The 15,275-nt window shown below is 70.9% G+C and carries 14 protein-coding genes; 8 read left to right on the top strand and 6 right to left on the bottom strand.

The window, feature by feature from the left end; genetic code table 11:
- Window positions 1–476 precede the first annotated feature (476 nt).
- Window positions 477–887 (bottom strand): winged helix-turn-helix transcriptional regulator, encoded by a 411-nt coding sequence (locus DT057_RS12355; protein ID WP_128562406.1) that lies wholly within the window; start codon window positions 885–887, stop codon window positions 477–479.
- Window positions 888–975: 88 nt separating this feature from the next.
- On the opposite strand from DT057_RS12355, the gene DT057_RS12350 reads away from it, so the two are divergent.
- The 3 genes from DT057_RS12350 (at window position 976) to DT057_RS12340 (ending at window position 6,541) form a co-directional block, all read left to right on the top strand.
- Complete coding sequence (locus DT057_RS12350) at window positions 976–1,593, top strand: FMN-dependent NADH-azoreductase (RefSeq protein ID WP_128562405.1); 618 nt, start codon at window positions 976–978, stop codon at window positions 1,591–1,593.
- 471 nt (window positions 1,594–2,064) lie between these two features.
- Window positions 2,065–3,723: a hypothetical protein gene (locus tag DT057_RS12345; protein WP_128562404.1), complete on the top strand. Its 1,659-nt coding sequence runs from the start codon at window positions 2,065–2,067 to the stop codon at window positions 3,721–3,723.
- A 340-nt stretch (window positions 3,724–4,063) separates the two neighbouring features.
- Window positions 4,064–6,541 carry a TonB-dependent receptor gene (locus tag DT057_RS12340; protein ID WP_128562403.1) on the top strand — a complete coding sequence of 826 codons (2,478 nt, stop codon included), beginning with the start codon at window positions 4,064–4,066 and terminating at the stop codon, window positions 6,539–6,541.
- Window positions 6,542–7,039: 498 nt separating this feature from the next.
- Here DT057_RS12340 and DT057_RS12335 read toward each other — a convergent pair whose 3' ends face one another.
- The 3 genes from DT057_RS12335 to DT057_RS12330 form a co-directional block, all read right to left on the bottom strand.
- Window positions 7,040–7,627 carry a D-Ala-D-Ala carboxypeptidase family metallohydrolase gene (locus DT057_RS12335; RefSeq protein ID WP_128562402.1) on the bottom strand — a complete coding sequence of 196 codons (588 nt, stop codon included), beginning with the start codon at window positions 7,625–7,627 and terminating at the stop codon, window positions 7,040–7,042.
- 163 nt (window positions 7,628–7,790) lie between these two features.
- Window positions 7,791–7,928, bottom strand: a complete 138-nt coding sequence (locus DT057_RS36125) for a hypothetical protein (RefSeq protein ID WP_203236257.1) — start codon at window positions 7,926–7,928, stop codon at window positions 7,791–7,793.
- Window positions 7,915–8,673: a lysozyme family protein gene (locus DT057_RS12330; RefSeq protein WP_203236256.1), complete on the bottom strand. Its 759-nt coding sequence runs from the start codon at window positions 8,671–8,673 to the stop codon at window positions 7,915–7,917. The genes DT057_RS36125 and DT057_RS12330 overlap by 14 nt, the downstream gene beginning before the upstream one ends.
- A gap of 493 nt (window positions 8,674–9,166) precedes the next feature.
- Here DT057_RS12330 and DT057_RS12325 point away from each other — a divergent pair, with 493 nt between their 5' ends.
- From DT057_RS12325 to DT057_RS12315, 3 genes are read left to right on the top strand one after another with little or no spacing between them, the layout of a single operon-like run.
- A complete protein-coding gene (locus tag DT057_RS12325; RefSeq protein ID WP_128562401.1) occupies window positions 9,167–9,541 on the top strand; it encodes a hypothetical protein in 375 nt (124 codons plus the stop codon).
- Complete coding sequence (locus DT057_RS12320) at window positions 9,538–10,239, top strand: glutathione binding-like protein (protein WP_128562400.1); 702 nt, start codon at window positions 9,538–9,540, stop codon at window positions 10,237–10,239. The genes DT057_RS12325 and DT057_RS12320 overlap by 4 nt, the downstream gene beginning before the upstream one ends.
- A gap of 21 nt (window positions 10,240–10,260) precedes the next feature.
- Window positions 10,261–10,464: a hypothetical protein gene (locus DT057_RS12315; protein WP_128562399.1), complete on the top strand. Its 204-nt coding sequence runs from the start codon at window positions 10,261–10,263 to the stop codon at window positions 10,462–10,464.
- Window positions 10,465–10,520: 56 nt separating this feature from the next.
- Here DT057_RS12315 and DT057_RS12310 read toward each other — a convergent pair whose 3' ends face one another.
- Both DT057_RS12310 and DT057_RS12305 read right to left on the bottom strand, forming a co-directional pair.
- A complete protein-coding gene (locus DT057_RS12310) occupies window positions 10,521–11,057 on the bottom strand; it encodes a GNAT family N-acetyltransferase (protein ID WP_238314057.1) in 537 nt (178 codons plus the stop codon).
- Window positions 11,042–12,670, bottom strand: a complete 1,629-nt coding sequence (locus DT057_RS12305; RefSeq protein ID WP_128562398.1) for an OpgD/OpgG family glucan biosynthesis protein — start codon at window positions 12,668–12,670, stop codon at window positions 11,042–11,044. Before DT057_RS12305 ends, DT057_RS12310 begins: the two co-directional genes overlap by 16 nt.
- A 738-nt stretch (window positions 12,671–13,408) precedes the next feature.
- Between DT057_RS12305 and DT057_RS12300 the strand changes: the two genes are divergently transcribed.
- Together DT057_RS12300 and DT057_RS12295 are read left to right on the top strand one after the other, a co-directional pair.
- Window positions 13,409–14,575: a type III PLP-dependent enzyme gene (locus tag DT057_RS12300; RefSeq protein ID WP_128562397.1), complete on the top strand. Its 1,167-nt coding sequence runs from the start codon at window positions 13,409–13,411 to the stop codon at window positions 14,573–14,575.
- Between the two features lie 216 nt (window positions 14,576–14,791).
- Window positions 14,792–15,275 (top strand): GNAT family N-acetyltransferase (locus DT057_RS12295; RefSeq protein ID WP_162501386.1); only part of this gene is annotated, 484 nt, incomplete at its 3' end.

Raw genomic sequence — 15,275 nt, 5'->3', positions numbered from 1 at the left:
GATGCGCTGTTGCCCCGATGCTTATCGCTGCCGCGAGCTTGCGGATCTCTGCTCCGCGCGCGAGCCCGCGGCGACACGGACGACGCGGAGCAGAGGCCGCTCCGGGGCCGAACGCCCGACCCGGTCGGCGCCGCATCCCGCCGGCCGCGGATGTCCCGGGACAGCTGCGGGGCGCCCCGGGGCTCCGCGGCGGCACCACGCTCCGCGGCGGCACCACGCTCCGCGGCGGCACCACGCCACGCGGCTGCGGGCTGCACCACGGGTCGCGCCCGAACCTGACCTGGCATCGTCGCGGGGCCGCTGTCGTCATGGGTCCGTGCCGGCACGGTGGCGAGGCGCCAGGCGCGGCTGCGGAGGAGCGCCCGGAGCCGCACGCACGAGCGGTCGTTCAGGTCAGATCTCGCAAGTCCGCTTCAGAACTCGCAAGTCCACTTCAGAACTCGCAAGTTCGCTTCAGATCTCGCAAGTCCGCTTGGCTAAGCCGTCCGCGTCATCTCCGGCCCGGGTTCGAGGTCACGCCCCTGGGCATCGTAGCGAGCCCGTGCGGCATCGAGCTGCGCGAGGTGCTGTATGGCCCAGGCGCCGAGTGCTTGAACCGGCTCGGCGAGCGAATGCCCCAGATCGGTGAGTTCGTAATCGACCCGTGGCGGGATCGAGGGCGTTACCGTCCGCGTCACCAGTCCATCCCGCTCGAGATTGCGCAGCGTCAGAGTCAGCATCCGCTGCGAGATGCCGTCAATGCCACGCTTCAGCTCACTGAAGCGATGCGAACGCTCACGCAGCATCATGATCACGAGCACACTCCATTTGTCGCCGATGCGCGAGAGAACCTGCGACACTTTCATGCATGCGGGAGAATGGTGCGGGATACGGGCAGTTACGTCCATGTGACCTCGGTATCATTCATGTGCCGTCTTGCGGCGCTCCATCAGGCCCATATCATGACCCGGTCACAACGAGGAACCAGGTTCCGATATGAAACTCCTGCACGTCGACACCAGCATCCTCGGCGCCGGCTCGGTGTCGCGCGAGCTGACCGCCCTGATCGTCGAGCGGCTCACCCGGGGCGTTCAGGCCGAGGTCACCTACCGCGATCTCGTCGCTGAGAGCGTGCTGCACCTGACAGCCGCCACCCTGCCGAGCGCGCATCCGGCGTCGGCGCTGGCCGGGCCGCTCGATGCGGCGGCGCAGGCTGAGCGCGCGGTGAGCGACCAGATACTGGAGGAGTTCATCGCCGCCGACACGGTGGTGGTCGGCGCCCCCATGTACAACTTCACCATCCCGTCGCAGCTGAAGGCATGGCTGGATCGCCTCGCGGTGCCGGGCAAGACCTTCCAGTACGGCGCGAACGGGCCGCAGGGCCTGGCCGGCGGCAAGCGCGTGGTCGTGGCGGTCGCGCGCGGCGGCTTCTACGGCCCGGAGAGTGGTGCCGTCTCGGCGGAACACGCCGAAAGCTACCTGCGGACCATCTTTGCCTTCATGGGCATCACCCGGCCGGAGTTCGTCCTGGCCGAAGGTCTCGCTGCCGGAGACCCCAACAAGACCCGGGCGCTCGCCTCCGCCCGCGAGGCTGTCCGGCAGCTCGCCGCCTGACCGCCGACGGGTCAGGCGAGGGGTGCCGTCGAACGGTCGTTCGCCCGGCTGCCGGTCCCGCTTGCCGCGGGTCACCGGCAGGGTGCCGACGGACCCGCCCGGGGGGCGAGGTCGTCACCCGGTACCGGCCAGCGGGCCGTTGCGGCCGCGCCTGTTTCGGCCGGCAGGCGGACGGTCGCGGTCGCGCACCGGGCCCTCGCCTCACTCAGGTTCGGCCGTGCCCATCGCGTCGCGGCACCCAAGGTCCCGTCCACATCGCCGCCACCCGGCCCGGCTGGCCTCTTGCCATCCTGGGCGCCGCGTGCGGTATCCTCGTGCGCGTCGCCACCGCCGAGGCAACCGGGAGAGGACGAGGGTGGCCGCAATCAACCCGCGCCAGGGTCGCGTGCCCGGTCGACGGCCGAGCGCCAGGAAGGCCCCAGGGCTTAACGATCGGCGTCAGCCCGGTCAGGGTGGCTGCCGGATCCGCTCGTGCGGCTCCTGCGCCCGGAGCAGGCAGTCCATGCCGCCGAAATGTTCCGTCCAATGCCCGGGGCGCTGACCACGCCCCGTGCCGCCCTGCTTCGGCTGGCCAGGCTGGTCGCGAGCGACCTCTCCCGAGGACGGGTGAGCCCGGGCCTGCAAACCGTCGGCTCGGCCCTGTCCGAGAGCCCCGATGCGGTCCTGCTCCTCCTCGACCTGCTCCTGGCCGAGACGCGCAAGAAGCGCCCCAGCGAGCGCCTGTGTGACGCACTCCTCCTCATGCTCGGGCAGGCACTCGCGGAGGCTCGCATGGCGCTTGAGGCCGACGCCCAAGGTCCAGCCGCTGCACTCGTCGCCGATGTCAGGCGCAACCTTGTCGCGGCGGCCGAGGCTGGGCGGACTTCGCCCGAACTGTTGATGGCGCTCGCCCGGCAATTCGCGCTCGCCAAGCTCGATTTCGGTGAAGACTTGCGCGCGCTCACCGCAACCGGGGCGGAGCAGGCGGCAGCACGCGGGGGACCGGTCCAGGCCGAGGACATCGCCGCGCACTACGCCGCCATGGCAGCCGCATCGGACCAGGATCCATTCCTCATCCACGAGCAGCTCTCCGAGCAGGTGGCCGCCTTCCCGGGCGAGCAGCGGGCCGTGATCGTCGGCTCGTTCATCACCTCGGACGTGCCTGCCATCCGTGCGGCTGCCCTCGGCTGGCTTCTCGACCCGGACCCGGCCGTGCGCCGGCAGGTCGCGCAGGACCTCGCCGCGTCCGCGGCGCGCGGGCTCGTTTCGGCAGCGTGCGCCGACCGCATGGTGCTGATGCGGCCATGGCTGCCGGAGGCGGTTCAGGCGAGCCTCGACGCCGCCGTGCGAACCTGCCGTCAGCGCGGCGAACCGGCCGTCGCCAAGCCCGCCGTGCAGATCAACGCGGTGATCGCCTCGGGCTGCGACGGCGCGGGCGCGCAGAGCTTCTTCGTTCTCCTCAAGCGGGGTCGCAAGCTCGCCCTCGCGGCGCTTCTCGTGAAGCACGGCTTCGGCGTGCGGGACGCCTGGGTCCGTGAGGACCTCGGCCGGCGAGAGGTCGATCAATTGCTCACCGAGGTCGGGCAGCAGCTGGACGCCTTCGACGGCTCGCCCGAGATCGTCGAGGTCGCCGTGGCGCACGGGCTGGCCGTCGGTCTCGACCGCAACGAGCCGCCACCCTTCGGCCTCGTGCAGGTCCTCGAAGCCGTCGGCCTGACGCAGGTCCGGCCCGAACGCCTGGATGCCGCGACGCTCATTGCGCAGCTTCTCGACGCGGTGCCCGACGAGCACCGGTCCGCGCCGGCGGCGGCGGCGGCGGCTCTGGCCGCATCGAAGCGTTGGCCGAAGGCCTACGCCTTCCTGCAATCCTGGTTTGAGCAGGACGAGGCGGCGCACGCCGCAATCGGCTCTGTGAGGGACAAGAGGCAGCAACGGGAGGCGGTGCTGCAGCAGGTTCTGCCGCTGCGCCGTGCGCGATGGGCGGAACTGCTGGCCTGGACGGCGAAGGCCGCCCAGGATCAGGTCGAGGATGAGGCGTGGATCGGGTTCGCCCTTGTCGCACGCGAACTGCTCGGCGAACGCCCCTTGGACGAGATCCCGGTCGCCGGGTGGATCGCCGGGAATACGGCTGCCGCGCTGCGTCGGCGCTGAGGGCGCGAGCGCCCTTGTCCCATTGGGGCCGTCGAGGGCGCTGGTTTCGCCGATGCGCTTTGCGGCTCGACCAGTGAGGGAGTGGCCGGTGCCCAGGAAAAAGCCCCAGCATCGTGCTGTTGAAACCAGGAACATATGGCAGCCTGATTGCCGGAAGTTCCCGGGTTCCAACTGGGAGATTGTGGCCTCTTAGCGACAATCTCCCAAAATCAACCGTCAGGTTGCGGAAGCGGAGATTTTGCATCGTGCGGTCGATTGCAGCGTCACAGCCATGTTCGTTAACTCACCTGGTCAGCATGGTTGCTTGAGACCTTAAGAAAAATCTGTGTGAGGGTGGACGATGTCGTCTCTGCGTCGCGGGTTGTTGATCAGCACCGTCCTGGTGCCGTGCGCTGCCATCGGTCTCGCCAGCCGCGCCCGGGCGCAGAACGGAACCATCGCCCTCGAGACCATCGACGTCGTGCCCGTCACCCCGCTCGGCGGCGCGGGCGGCATCGCCCGCTCCGAGACCGGCGCGCGGATCGAGGGCGGCGGCACGCTGCCGCTGTCGAAGGTCCCGTTCACCGTCGAGACCGTCACGGCCCGCCAGTTCGAGCAGGATCGCCCGACCCTCGACCCCACCTTCACCCTGGCCCGCACCACCCCGGGCGTGAGCCTCTCCGACGGCCAGGGCAACAGCTTCCGCCAGACCCTGACCTACCGCGGCTTCGACGCCTCGCCCCTCCAGGGCGCCCCGCAGGGCCTCGCCGTCTATCAGAACGGCACCCGCATCAACGAGGCCTTCGGCGATGTCGTGAACTGGGACCTGATCCCCTCGGTCGCCATCAACCGCATCGACATCGTCACCGGCAACCCGATCTTCGGCCTCAACGCGCTCGGAGGTGCCGTCAACATCGAGATGAAGAACGGCTTCACCTGGCAGGGCAAGGAGGTCTCCGTGATGGGCGGCTCGGATGGCCGCATCCTCGGTACCCTGCAGTACGGCGAGGTGATCGGGCCCTGGAGCTTCTACTTCGCGGGCGAGGGCCTGCGCGACGCCGGCTGGCGCTACCAGTCGCCCTCCGAGATCGGCCGCGTCTACGCCGACATCGGCCACCGCACCCTCGACTCCGAGTTCCACGTCATCGCCTCGGGCGCCAAGACCTTCTTCGGCGCCGCCGCGGCCACGCCCGTCGACTTCACCCACTTCGACGAGCGCGCGATCTTCACCTACCCGCAGACCACCAGCACCGAGGTCGGCCAGATCCAGGTCACCGGCAAGATCAACATCTCGCCGACCTGGGACCTGGCGGGCAACGCCTACGTGCGCCGCTTCAGCCAGTCCTACATCGACGGCAACGACGGCAACTTCGAGAATTGCAGCACCCGCTCCTCCTTCCGGGGCTCGCTCTGCTTCGAGGACGACGGCTTCACGCGGGCGCCGGGCCAGACCGACCTCGCCTTCCGCAACCAGTTCCTGATCCTCGGCCCGCAGAACCAGCGTGTCCCCTTCAGTGCCGGGGTGCCCTACGGCACGATCGACGTGGTCAGGACCGAGGCGACCGGCTACGGCGGCAGCCTCCAGGCCACCAACCGCGACCGCATCCTCGACCACTCGAACACCTTCATCGTCGGCGGCACCATCGACGTGGCCGACTACAGCTTCAAGTCGTCCAGCACGCTCGGCGTCATCAACCCCGACCTGAGCATCACCACGAACCCGCTCAACCCGACCTACGGCAACGTCCCGGGCCTGGGCGTCGGCCCGATCCGCACCGCAGCGGCGCTCGGCATCGCGCCGAGCCAGGTGATCGGCTCGAACCTCTACATGGGCCTGTACGCTCTCGACACCTTCGACGTCACCGACCGGCTCTCGCTCACGGCCGGCGCCCGGCTGAACTTCGCGCGCATCACCACGCAGGACCTCACCGGCTTCTCGCCCGACGTGACCGGCACGCACTACTTCACCCGCATCAACCCGGTCGCCGGCCTCACCTACCGGTTCACCCCCTGGCTGACCCTCTACGGCGGCTACTCGGAGTCGAACCGGGCACCGACGCCGCTCGAACTCGCCTGCGCCAATCCCAACCAGCCCTGCCTGCTTCCCAACTCGCTCGTCGCCGATCCGCCGCTCAAGCAGGTCGAGGCACGCACCTACGAGGTCGGCTTCCGCGGCTCCGTGCCGAACTTCTACGAGGGCGGGCTGCTCAACTACAAGATCGGCGCGTTCCGCACCGACCTGACCAATGACATTCTCCAGGTCGCGGTGCCCGGCAACGCGGCACGCGGCTACTACGTGAACGTGCCGGCGACGCAGCGCCAGGGCATCGAGGTGGCGGCCGAGTACGTCACCGAGCGGCTGAGCCTGTACGCCAACTACGCCCTGATCGATGCGACCTTCCAGTTTCGCGGGGAGCTCTCCTCACCCAACAACCCGCTCGCCGACGACGGACTGATCACGGTGCGGCCGGGCAACAAGGTGCCGCTGGTCCCCGACCATCAGTTCAAGGCTGGCTTCGAGTACGCGATCACGCCATTCTGGAAATTCGGCATGAACATGCAGGCTTTCTCGTCGTCCTACTTCCGGGGCGACGAGTCGAACCTCAACCGCAAGCTGCCGGCCTACTTCACCGCGAACCTGAACACGAGCTTCCAGGTGACGCAGAACGTGCAGGTGTTCGCGCTGGTGACCAACCTGTTCAACAATCGCTACGCCAATTTCGGCACGTTCCTCGAGCGTGACGACAATTTCGCGGGCCGCTACGCGCTCAACGACCCGCGTACCACCACGCTGGTGCAGCCGCTGTCGGTGTATGGTGGCCTCCGCATGACCTGGTAGCGGCGCCTGGCGCGAAGGCGGCCGCGGCGGCGCGGGCGCCGGATCAGCCGTCCGGCGCTGCGCGCCCGCCAGGGGGTCGCGGCCGGCGTCGACGTCGCCGACGGTCTCGAACAGGAAGATGCCCCGGTGGTTGTGCCCCCTGGCGCTGCCGGGCGTGGCGTTCCAGGGGCGGCCCGTCCAAACCGTGCCGTCCGGGGCGATGGTCCCGTGCTGCGCGATGTCCGAGAAGCCGTGCTTGGTGTGGCGCCGGTACATGCCGGTGATCGACGCCAGGCCGCGATACCGGGCGTGGTTCGGCCGCCAGGTGTGGTGCATGGATGTGGGTCTTCGCCGGCTTCCAGGCGAAGGACGCGACGGCGGCGCGGAACTGCGCCGGGGTGAACCGGACGAAGGGCGGGGGCATGTGATCCTCCCCGAGAAGCGCGTGACGACGGCGTGGGCGAGAAGCGACGGGGTCCGGCGCCGTGCGGGCCATGCCCCGCACGGCGCCGCCCTGCATCAGTGCCGCATGTCCCAGTCGGCGCGGTGGCCGCGCGTGTCGACGTGCACGAAGGTGTTGTAGATGCCGATGCCGCCGCTGAAGACGCCCTCGACGTCGCGCATCCTGATCAGCACGTCGCTCCAATGTCCCGGACCCCTGCCGTCCGCCGCCGTGAAGTCGATGGCGCGCATCTGCTTGTGCTGGCTCTCGGACGCCGTGCCGGAGAGGCAGCGGTTGTAGGCCTCGTTGCGGTAGATGCTGTTCAGGCGGATCGGTGCGTTGAGCCGGCTGCGCAACTCGTCGAGGGCCCGGGCGGTCGCGTCGAGGTTGCGCCACAGCGCCTTGGCCGGCAGCGCGTTCAGGCCGAAGCAGCGGCTGCCGGGAGTCGAGTGCGTTCCGCCGAGGAACAGGAACTCCCGGAACGTGAAGAACCTCAGGCCCAGGCCGTCGACGTGCGCCTTGAACGCGGCCTCGACCTCGGAGGCGTCGGCGGCCTCCTCGCTCCGCTCCAGTCCCGCCGGGCCGGCATCGAAGGCCCTCTGCTCGGCCTCGTCGGCCGCCGCTTCCGCCTCGACCTCGTTGTCGCCGCTCGCTTGGTCGGTCATCTCGCTCTCCCTGCTGCGCGGGCCGCTGGTGTGCTTGCGTTGCACCGGACGGTCCCGGTCCCTTGTTCGAGGGGCCCTCGTGTCCCTCGTCGTCCCGAAACGTCGGCATCCGCTGCACCGTGTCCTGGGCAGGATGGCTCGGCGCGACTCGTCTCGGAGATGCTTAGACGGCGGCCACGAACGCCGCCGCGTCGAGCACGCCGAACCCGAGCGACGGGCTGTGCTGCGTGCTGATGTTCTGGACGGTCCCGCGCAGGGCCGGTCCGATGTCCCGCCGAGGACGGCCCTCAGGCCGCAGCAAGCCCCGCCTCGAAGAGCGCGGCCTCGCGCTCGCGCCGCTTGCGCAGGCCTGCCACATTCGGCCATAGCCGCGCCATCGCACGGATGTCGCCCGGGACGAGATCGAACTCGGCCGCCTCCATGTGCTGGCGGATGGCCCGCATCTCCCGATAGCGATCGCCGTCCTTCCGGAACGTCGCGCCACGGTTGTAGGTCAGCGAGACGAGGGCCCCGAGGCAGTCGGGGCCGATCCGATCCGTGTGCGGGAGGGCCCGCGTGACGACCTGCGTCCAGCGCGGGACCACCTTGGTCCGGTGCACCGCGATGGCGGCGTCCCAGGGCACGTCCACCGTGGTGCCGAGCCGCGCCGCGAGGGCTCGCGCGTCATCCCCGGTCACCCCGAGGGCCTGCCTCAGGTCGGCGATCATCGGGTCCGGGATGACGCCGCTCCAATCCGGCTCCAGGCGGCCCTGGGCGTAGCCGACGTCGTAGCCGATCCCGATCGTCGCGCCCGACTCACCGCCCGGCCAGGTTGGTCGTCGATACCGATCCTCGTAGAGCGCGCGGCTCGTCACCTCGAAGGTGACGATCAGGTCGAAGGCCGCGGGCGAGATGTCCGCGGGGGGAAGGGCCTCCGCGGCGCCCTCCTCACCGGCCACCGCGTCGCCGTGTTCGCCGCGAAGCCACTCCAGAGCCTCTCTGGCTGCGCGGGCCGACTCCAGCTCGTCTTCCGTGAGAGTATCGGGATTCGCCTGATCGTCCGACATTCAGGAAGCCTCCCTGTGCGTGCGGTAAGGCCGCCGCTCTCCGTCCGCATCGCATGCATCGCAGAGGATCATCGCCCGGCCAGCCGCACCTGGCGCGGTGGCGCAGACCGACTTGGCGGCCAATTCGCAAGGACGCAATTACCGTCGAGTTTTCCAGTTAATGCAAACTCAACATATCACGGGCTTGCGACGATGCCAACAGGTTGTAATCCGGATTTGCAAGGCAGACCTCATTCGCGAACCGCTCGGCATATATTTTTGCGTCGAGCATCATGATGTAAAGTTGTTAGCCTGATTGGCTGCACATAGGATATCCGGCGAGTCTTTCGCGCCACATTCTCGCAGAAGACAGTTTTATGAGCACCTGCTGATAGAACATCATTATATACGAAATTCCATCTTACCCTCAGGGCAGTCGGTAGAAGGAAGAGGTGACAAGCGAGGGGAGTTCTGAAGCGGTCGTCTGCCTTGGCGGAAGTTGACGGAGCGGTCGATGGAAGCGGTGGGCGAGTCGGCTGCGGCGGTGTTCGAGGCGACGGTGTTCTCCGACCATTTCGCGGACCGGCTCGACCCCCCGGCAGCCGGGCAGGGTCGCCTTACGCGAAACCCTCATCCGACGGACACCCGCAGCCGCATCGAAACGCTGAAGCGTTTCCACCTGAGGCCGGCCCGGCCACCGGCGACCGCGCAAGCGGCGCGCGAAGCGGTTGCGGCCGCTGCGCTCGGCCTCGTACGGGGTGGCGTCCGCCGCGGCGCGGGCCGCCTGCCCACGGCGGACCCGCCCTGCGCCGGCCGCGGCTTGACCGCCGACCCGGGCCGCACCACCTCGGCGGCGTCCCATCCACGGGATACCCGGAGCGGCCGATGATCGACCTCTACTACTGGACGACCCCGAACGGGCACAAGGTGACGATGTTCCTCGAGGAGGCCGGCCTGCCCTACGCCCTGAAGCCGGTCAACATCGGCAAGGGCGAGCAGTTCGAGCCGGACTTCCTCCGGATCGCCCCGAACAACCGCATCCCCGCGATGGTCGACCACGCGCCCGCGGGCGGGGGCGCGCCCGTGTCCCTGTTCGAGTCGGGCGCGATCCTGCTCTACCTCGCCGAGAAGACCGGGCGCTTCATCCCGGCCGGCACCCACGGCCGGGCCGAGGTGCTGCAATGGCTGTTCTGGCAGATGGGCGGCCTCGGGCCCATGGCCGGCCAGAACCACCACTTCGTGCAGTACGCGCCGGAGCAGATCCCCTACGCCATCGACCGCTACGTCAAGGAGACGAACCGGCTCTACGGCGTGCTCGACCGGCGCCTCGCCGACCGCGCCTTCGTGGCGGGGCCCGACTACAGCATCGCCGACATGGCGATCTACCCGTGGATCGTGCCCCACGAGCGCCAGCGCCAGAACCTCGACGAGCACCCGAACCTGAAGCGCTGGTTCGGGGCGGTCGCCGAGCGCCCCGCCACCCGCGCCGCCTACGCCCGGGCGCAGGCGATCAACCAGCAGCCGACGATGTCGGAGGAGGCCAAGGCGATCATGTTCGGGCAGACGGCGGCGAACACCCGGCGCTGAGCCCCGGGCGGAGGCGCACCCGTGGCGCCGCCTTCCCGCGGCCGGGCGACGTGGCGCACGCCGGTGCGCCGCGTCCTCACCTACGGGCCGCCCCTCGTCGGGATCGTCCTGGTCGGGCAGGCCGTGGTCGCCTCCATCGGGGGCGACATCCGCCCGTGGGAATTCGCCCTCGGCGCGGCCTGCATGGCCCTGGCGTTCGCGGGCCGCCTGGTGCCGGGGCCGTGACCGGCCGCGGGGCCCGGGCGCCGGCGCGCCCGGGCGCTCGCACCCGGATCCCGGCCTCAGCCGTCCCCGGCGGCCGCGCCGGGCGCGGGCCGGTGCGCGTCCGCATTCCCGGCCCCGAGGCGCTTCTCGTAGCGCCAAGCGGTCATGCCGTCCTCGTAGTAATCCTCCACGGTCTCGAACCGCACGTAGCCGCTGCGCTCGTACAGGCGGATGCCGGCGCCGTTGTCCTCGCGCACCTCGAGGCGCAGGCACGCGCAGCCCTTCGCGCGCGCCTCCCGCTCGGCGGCCTCGAGCAGGACGCGGCCGAGGCCGGTGCCGGCCCGGCTCGGCGCCACCGCGATGGAGGAGAGGCGGGCGCAGGCGCTGCCGCGGCGGCGCTCGATGGTGGCGGCGCCGACCAGCACCGCCCCGTCGAGCGCCACGAGGAGCGAGATCGTCGGCGAGCGGACGGCGTGGCGCAGCGCCCGGCGCTCCGCCCGGTCGCTCGCGAAGGCCGCGACCTCGAGGGCCATCAGGGCGTCGAGGTCCTCGGGCCGGGCGTGCCGGATCGTGACGGCGGGGTGGTCCCGGTCGGCCGTCACGCGGCGGTCCACGGATAGGTCCAGGTCTCCGTGAGCGTGCGGCCGCCGGCCCTCAGGAAGGCGCGCAGGTCCGTCGACTGGCCCGCCCGGTCGAGCTTGACGTCGATGGCGGCGCGGAATCCCTTCACGTGCAGGTTCGCCACCAGCGAGGTCGCGGTGATGCGGCCCTGCGTGGTCGAGGGCACGATCTCGACGGCCTTCGGGTCGGCGAGCCAGTAGGCGAGGTCGCCGCCCGAGAAGTCGACGAGGAAGCGCCGGGTCGTGGCGTCGAGCGCCTCGCCCGAGCCGCCGCTCGCCGCCGTGCGGGCCACGTAGGTGTTCACCACCCGGCCGCCCGGATGCAGGTCCTCGGTCCCGGCGAGGGCCCTGACCTTGTAGGACAGCTCCACCGCCTCGCCGGCCCGGTAGGGCTGCCGGGGCTGCCAGTAGGCCACGACGTTGTCGTGGGTCTCGTTCTGGGTGGGCAGCTCGACCAGGCGGACCGCCCCCTCCCCCCACTCGCCCTGGGGCTCGACCCAGTAGCCCGGGCGGCGGTGGTAGAAAGCCTCGAGGTCCTGGTAATCCTCGAACACCCGGTCGCGCTGCATCAGCCCGAAGCCCTTCGGGTCCCGGTCGAGGAAGGACGAGATCCAGCGCTCGCGGGGGTTGCGCAGGGGGCGCCAGATCCACTCGCCGCCGCCCGACTGCATCAGCAGACCGTCGGAATCGTGCAGTTCGGGCCGGTAATCGTCCGGGTGGCGGCGCTCGTTCTCGCCGATGAAGAACATCGAGGTCAGGGGCGCGATGCCGACCTCGGCCATGTCCCGGCGCGGGTGCAGGGAGGCCCTGACGTCGACCACGGTCTCGTCGCCCGGGTAGACCAGGAACTGGAACGCGCCGGTGCAGGAGGGCCCGTCGAGGAGGCCGTAGATCACCGCCCGGTCGGCGGCCTTCGGCGGCATCTCGATCCAGAACTCGCGGAAGAACGGGAACTCCTCCGGCCCGCCCGCGCCCTCGACGTTGACGGCGAGGCCCCGGGCCGAGAGGCCGTAGAGCTGGTCGCGGCCGAGGAAGCGGTAGTAGCTCGCGCCCAGGAAGGCGATGAGCTCGTCGAGGAGCCCGGGCTTGTTCAGGGGGTAGTGGAGCCGGAAGCCCGCGAAGCCGAGGTTGACCGGCAGCGGCTTCTCGATGGCGGTGCGGCCGTAATCGAACAGCGCCGGCTGGTAGGGGATCGGGGTCGGCACGCCGTCGCGCACCACGTTCACGGTCACCGGCCGGGTGAACAGGAAGCCGAGGTGGAAGAGCTGGAGCCGGAACGGCCCGTCCTGGTCGCCGAGCAGCGCCTTGTCGGGCCGGAAGCGGATGTCCCGCCAGGCGTCGTAGTCGAGCCCGCCGAGGGGCGCCGGCAGGGCGGGCGCCGCCGCCTCGAAGGGCGCCCCCGAGAGGGCGCGGGCCCGGCGCACCACCTCCTCGAAGCGGAACCGGGGCGGCGCGGGGCCCCCCGCCGGGGGCGGGCTCCCGGCGGGGGGCGGCAGAGCGCTCGGCCCGGGCTGCGTCGGCCCGACCTGGGCGCCCGCCAGGCGCGGCAGCGCGGCGGTCGAGAGGAGGCCGGCCAGGAGGCCGCGGCGGGAGGGTGCGATCGTCATGGCGTCTTTCGGGTACGCCCCGCGTCCTGAACGCGAGGCCAATGGCGCGGCGGCGGCGCGACGCGGCCTCCGGCGCCGGGCGCGCCGCCGGAGGCCGCGGGCGGGCCGCCCGCCGCGAGCCGCTGAATGGCCCGTCCGGCGGCGCTTGAGAAGGGCCTGCGCGGCCCCGGCGTGGCGCGCGCGCCACCCCGTCGGATTCTTGCGGAAAATCGCGTCGGCGGGGTTGCGGGAGAGGGGGTCGATCCGTATGTATCGCCTTGCCCAATTTCGCACGTGCCTGTGGCCGCGTGCCGGTTGGTGGGCATCCGGACAAGAGGCCGGACAGCCGCCAGGGGTCTTAAAGGATCGATGGTCGACAGGGTGGAGCCCTTCGGCCGGCATCCAGGTGGCGACACCGGACCCCGACAACAACCGGCAGCCGGAGGCAAAACCGGCGAACCCCGCTCTCCACGGGGGACGCAGCTTAAAGCAACGACGAACGGGCTTTTTTGGTCTCGTCGGCCCTCCAAAGGTCGACACCGAAGAGGCTTGTTTCTCTTTGCCCCGTGTGCGGACCGGGCCATCCCGTTCCAATCCAAGGCAGCTTCCGGGTGCTCTGCGCCCGCGCCGCGCGTCGTGTCTCCACAGCACGTCCGCAGCGCGTCGCATCGCCCCCTGACGCCGGACGGCTCACCCGCCGTCTGATCTTCGACATCGGGTTCCCGCGGGAGCCCTCTCGAACCTTTGGTGGGACTGAGCATGACCGATCGCATCCGCGACTTCCTGCGCGCGCGCCGTGATCTCGGCCGGGACGAGGGCCCCGTGATGGTGCTCGACCTCGACATCGTGCGCGACAACTACACCGCCTTCTCCCGCGCCCTGCCGGACACCCGGGTGTTCTACGCCGTCAAGGCGAACCCGGCCCCCGAGGTGCTGCGCCTGCTCGCCGACATGGGCTCCTGCTTCGACACCGCCTCGGTGGTGGAGATCCAGATGGCCCTCGCGGCCGGCGCCACCGCCGACCGCATCTCCTTCGGCAACACGATCAAGAAGGAGCGCTGCATCGCCCGCGCCCTCCGGCTCGGCGTGCGCCTGTTCGCGGTCGATTGCGAGGCGGAGGTGGAGAAGATCGCCCGGGCCGCCGAGGCGGCGGAGGTCGCCGCCGAGGACGTGCAGGTGTTCTGCCGCATCCTCTGCGACGGCGCCGGCGCCGAGTGGCCCCTGTCGCGCAAGTTCGGCTGCGTGCCCGAGATGGCCGTGGACGTGCTGGAGCACGGCCACCGGCTCGGGCTCACCGCCTACGGCGTGTCGTTCCACGTCGGCTCGCAGCAGGGCAACACGGAAGCCTGGGACGGGGCGCTCGCCTCCGCCTCCATGATCTTCCGCGAGTGCGCCCTGCGCGGCATCAGCCTGTCGATGGTCAACCTCGGCGGCGGCTTCCCGACCAAGTACCTCAAGCAGGTGCCGGGCGTGGAATCCTACGGCGACGCCATCTTCCGGGCCCTGACCAAGCACTTCGGCAACCGCCTGCCGGAGACCATCATCGAGCCGGGCCGCGGCATGGTCGGCAACGCGGGCATCATCGAGGCCGAGGTCGTGCTCGTCTCGCGCAAGTCCGAGGCCGAGGACGAGGTGCGGTGGGTCTACCTCGACATCGGCAAGTTCGGCGGCCTCGCCGAGACGATGGACGAGTCGATCCGCTACGCCATCCGGACCGACCACGACGAGGACCGCATGGTCCCGTGCGTGCTCGCCGGCCCGACCTGCGACTCGGCCGACGTGCTCTACGAGAAGACCCCCTACCCGCTGCCGATCTCGCTCGCCATCGGGGACAAGGTGCTGATCGAGGGCGCCGGGGCCTACACCACGACCTACGCGGCGGTGGCCTTCAACGGCTTCCCCCCGCTGCAATCCTACGTGATCTGACCCGCCCGGCGCGGGCGGCGCCCCCACGCGCCGCCCGCGCCACTCCCGGCCGCGGCCCGGAACGAAGCGCCGGCCCCGGCGTTGCGCTCCTCAACCGATGCCGCCCGCGCGCCCGCGCGACACCCCGCAACCTCGAGAGTCCCGGACGGCCCGCCGCTCCACGCGGCGGGTGCGAGGGCTGTCCTTTCCCCTGATCGGCATCGGGAGGGTACGGCCGTGATCCACATCCGCGACGAGCGCAGCACCGACATCCCCGCCCGCGAGCACCTGCTCGATGCCTGCTCCGGCGCGGCCCGCTTCGCCAAGACCTGCGAGCGCCTGCGCGAGGGGCGCCTGCCGGCCGAGGGCCTGGCCCTCGTGGCCGTGGCCGAGGAGCGCCTCGCCGCCACCGTGCGGCTGTGGAACGTCAGCGCCGGCCCGGACCGCCCCGCCCTGATGCTCGGCCCGCTCGCCGTCGACCCGGCCCTGCACGGGCTCGGGATCGGCGCGCGGCTGATGCGGGAGGCCCTCGCCCGGGCCGGGGCGGCCGGCCATGCCGCGGTGCTGCTCGTCGGCGACGCGCCCTACTACGCCCGCTTCGGCTTCGGCGCCGGGGCGACCGGCGCGCTGCGGCTGCCCGGGCCCTACGCGCCGGAGCGCTTCCTGGCGCGCGACTTGGCGCCGGGCGCGCTGCGCGGCGCCGCCGGCCTCGTCCAGGCGA

The organism is Methylobacterium crusticola (assembly GCF_003574465.1).
GTDB lineage: Bacteria > Pseudomonadota > Alphaproteobacteria > Rhizobiales > Beijerinckiaceae > Methylobacterium > Methylobacterium crusticola.
Note: the sequence above shows the minus strand (reverse complement) of the source record. Positions and strands in the feature narration are given on the sequence as shown.

Excerpts from the sequence above, each read along its gene's own strand:
- DT057_RS12320 (WP_128562400.1), top strand. The coding sequence starts at position 9,538 with ATGATCGACCTCTACTACTGGACGACCCCGAACGGGCACAAGGTGACG.
- DT057_RS12340 (WP_128562403.1), top strand. The coding sequence starts at position 4,064 with ATGTCGTCTCTGCGTCGCGGGTTGTTGATCAGCACCGTCCTGGTGCCG.
- DT057_RS12330 (WP_203236256.1), bottom strand. The coding sequence starts at position 8,673 with ATGTCGGACGATCAGGCGAATCCCGATACTCTCACGGAAGACGAGCTG.
- DT057_RS12300 (WP_128562397.1), top strand. The coding sequence starts at position 13,409 with ATGACCGATCGCATCCGCGACTTCCTGCGCGCGCGCCGTGATCTCGGC.
- DT057_RS12355 (WP_128562406.1), bottom strand. The coding sequence starts at position 887 with ATGGACGTAACTGCCCGTATCCCGCACCATTCTCCCGCATGCATGAAA.
- DT057_RS12305 (WP_128562398.1), bottom strand. The coding sequence starts at position 12,670 with ATGACGATCGCACCCTCCCGCCGCGGCCTCCTGGCCGGCCTCCTCTCG.
- DT057_RS12350 (WP_128562405.1), top strand. The coding sequence starts at position 976 with ATGAAACTCCTGCACGTCGACACCAGCATCCTCGGCGCCGGCTCGGTG.
- DT057_RS12325 (WP_128562401.1), top strand. The coding sequence starts at position 9,167 with ATGGAAGCGGTGGGCGAGTCGGCTGCGGCGGTGTTCGAGGCGACGGTG.
- DT057_RS12335 (WP_128562402.1), bottom strand. The coding sequence starts at position 7,627 with ATGACCGACCAAGCGAGCGGCGACAACGAGGTCGAGGCGGAAGCGGCG.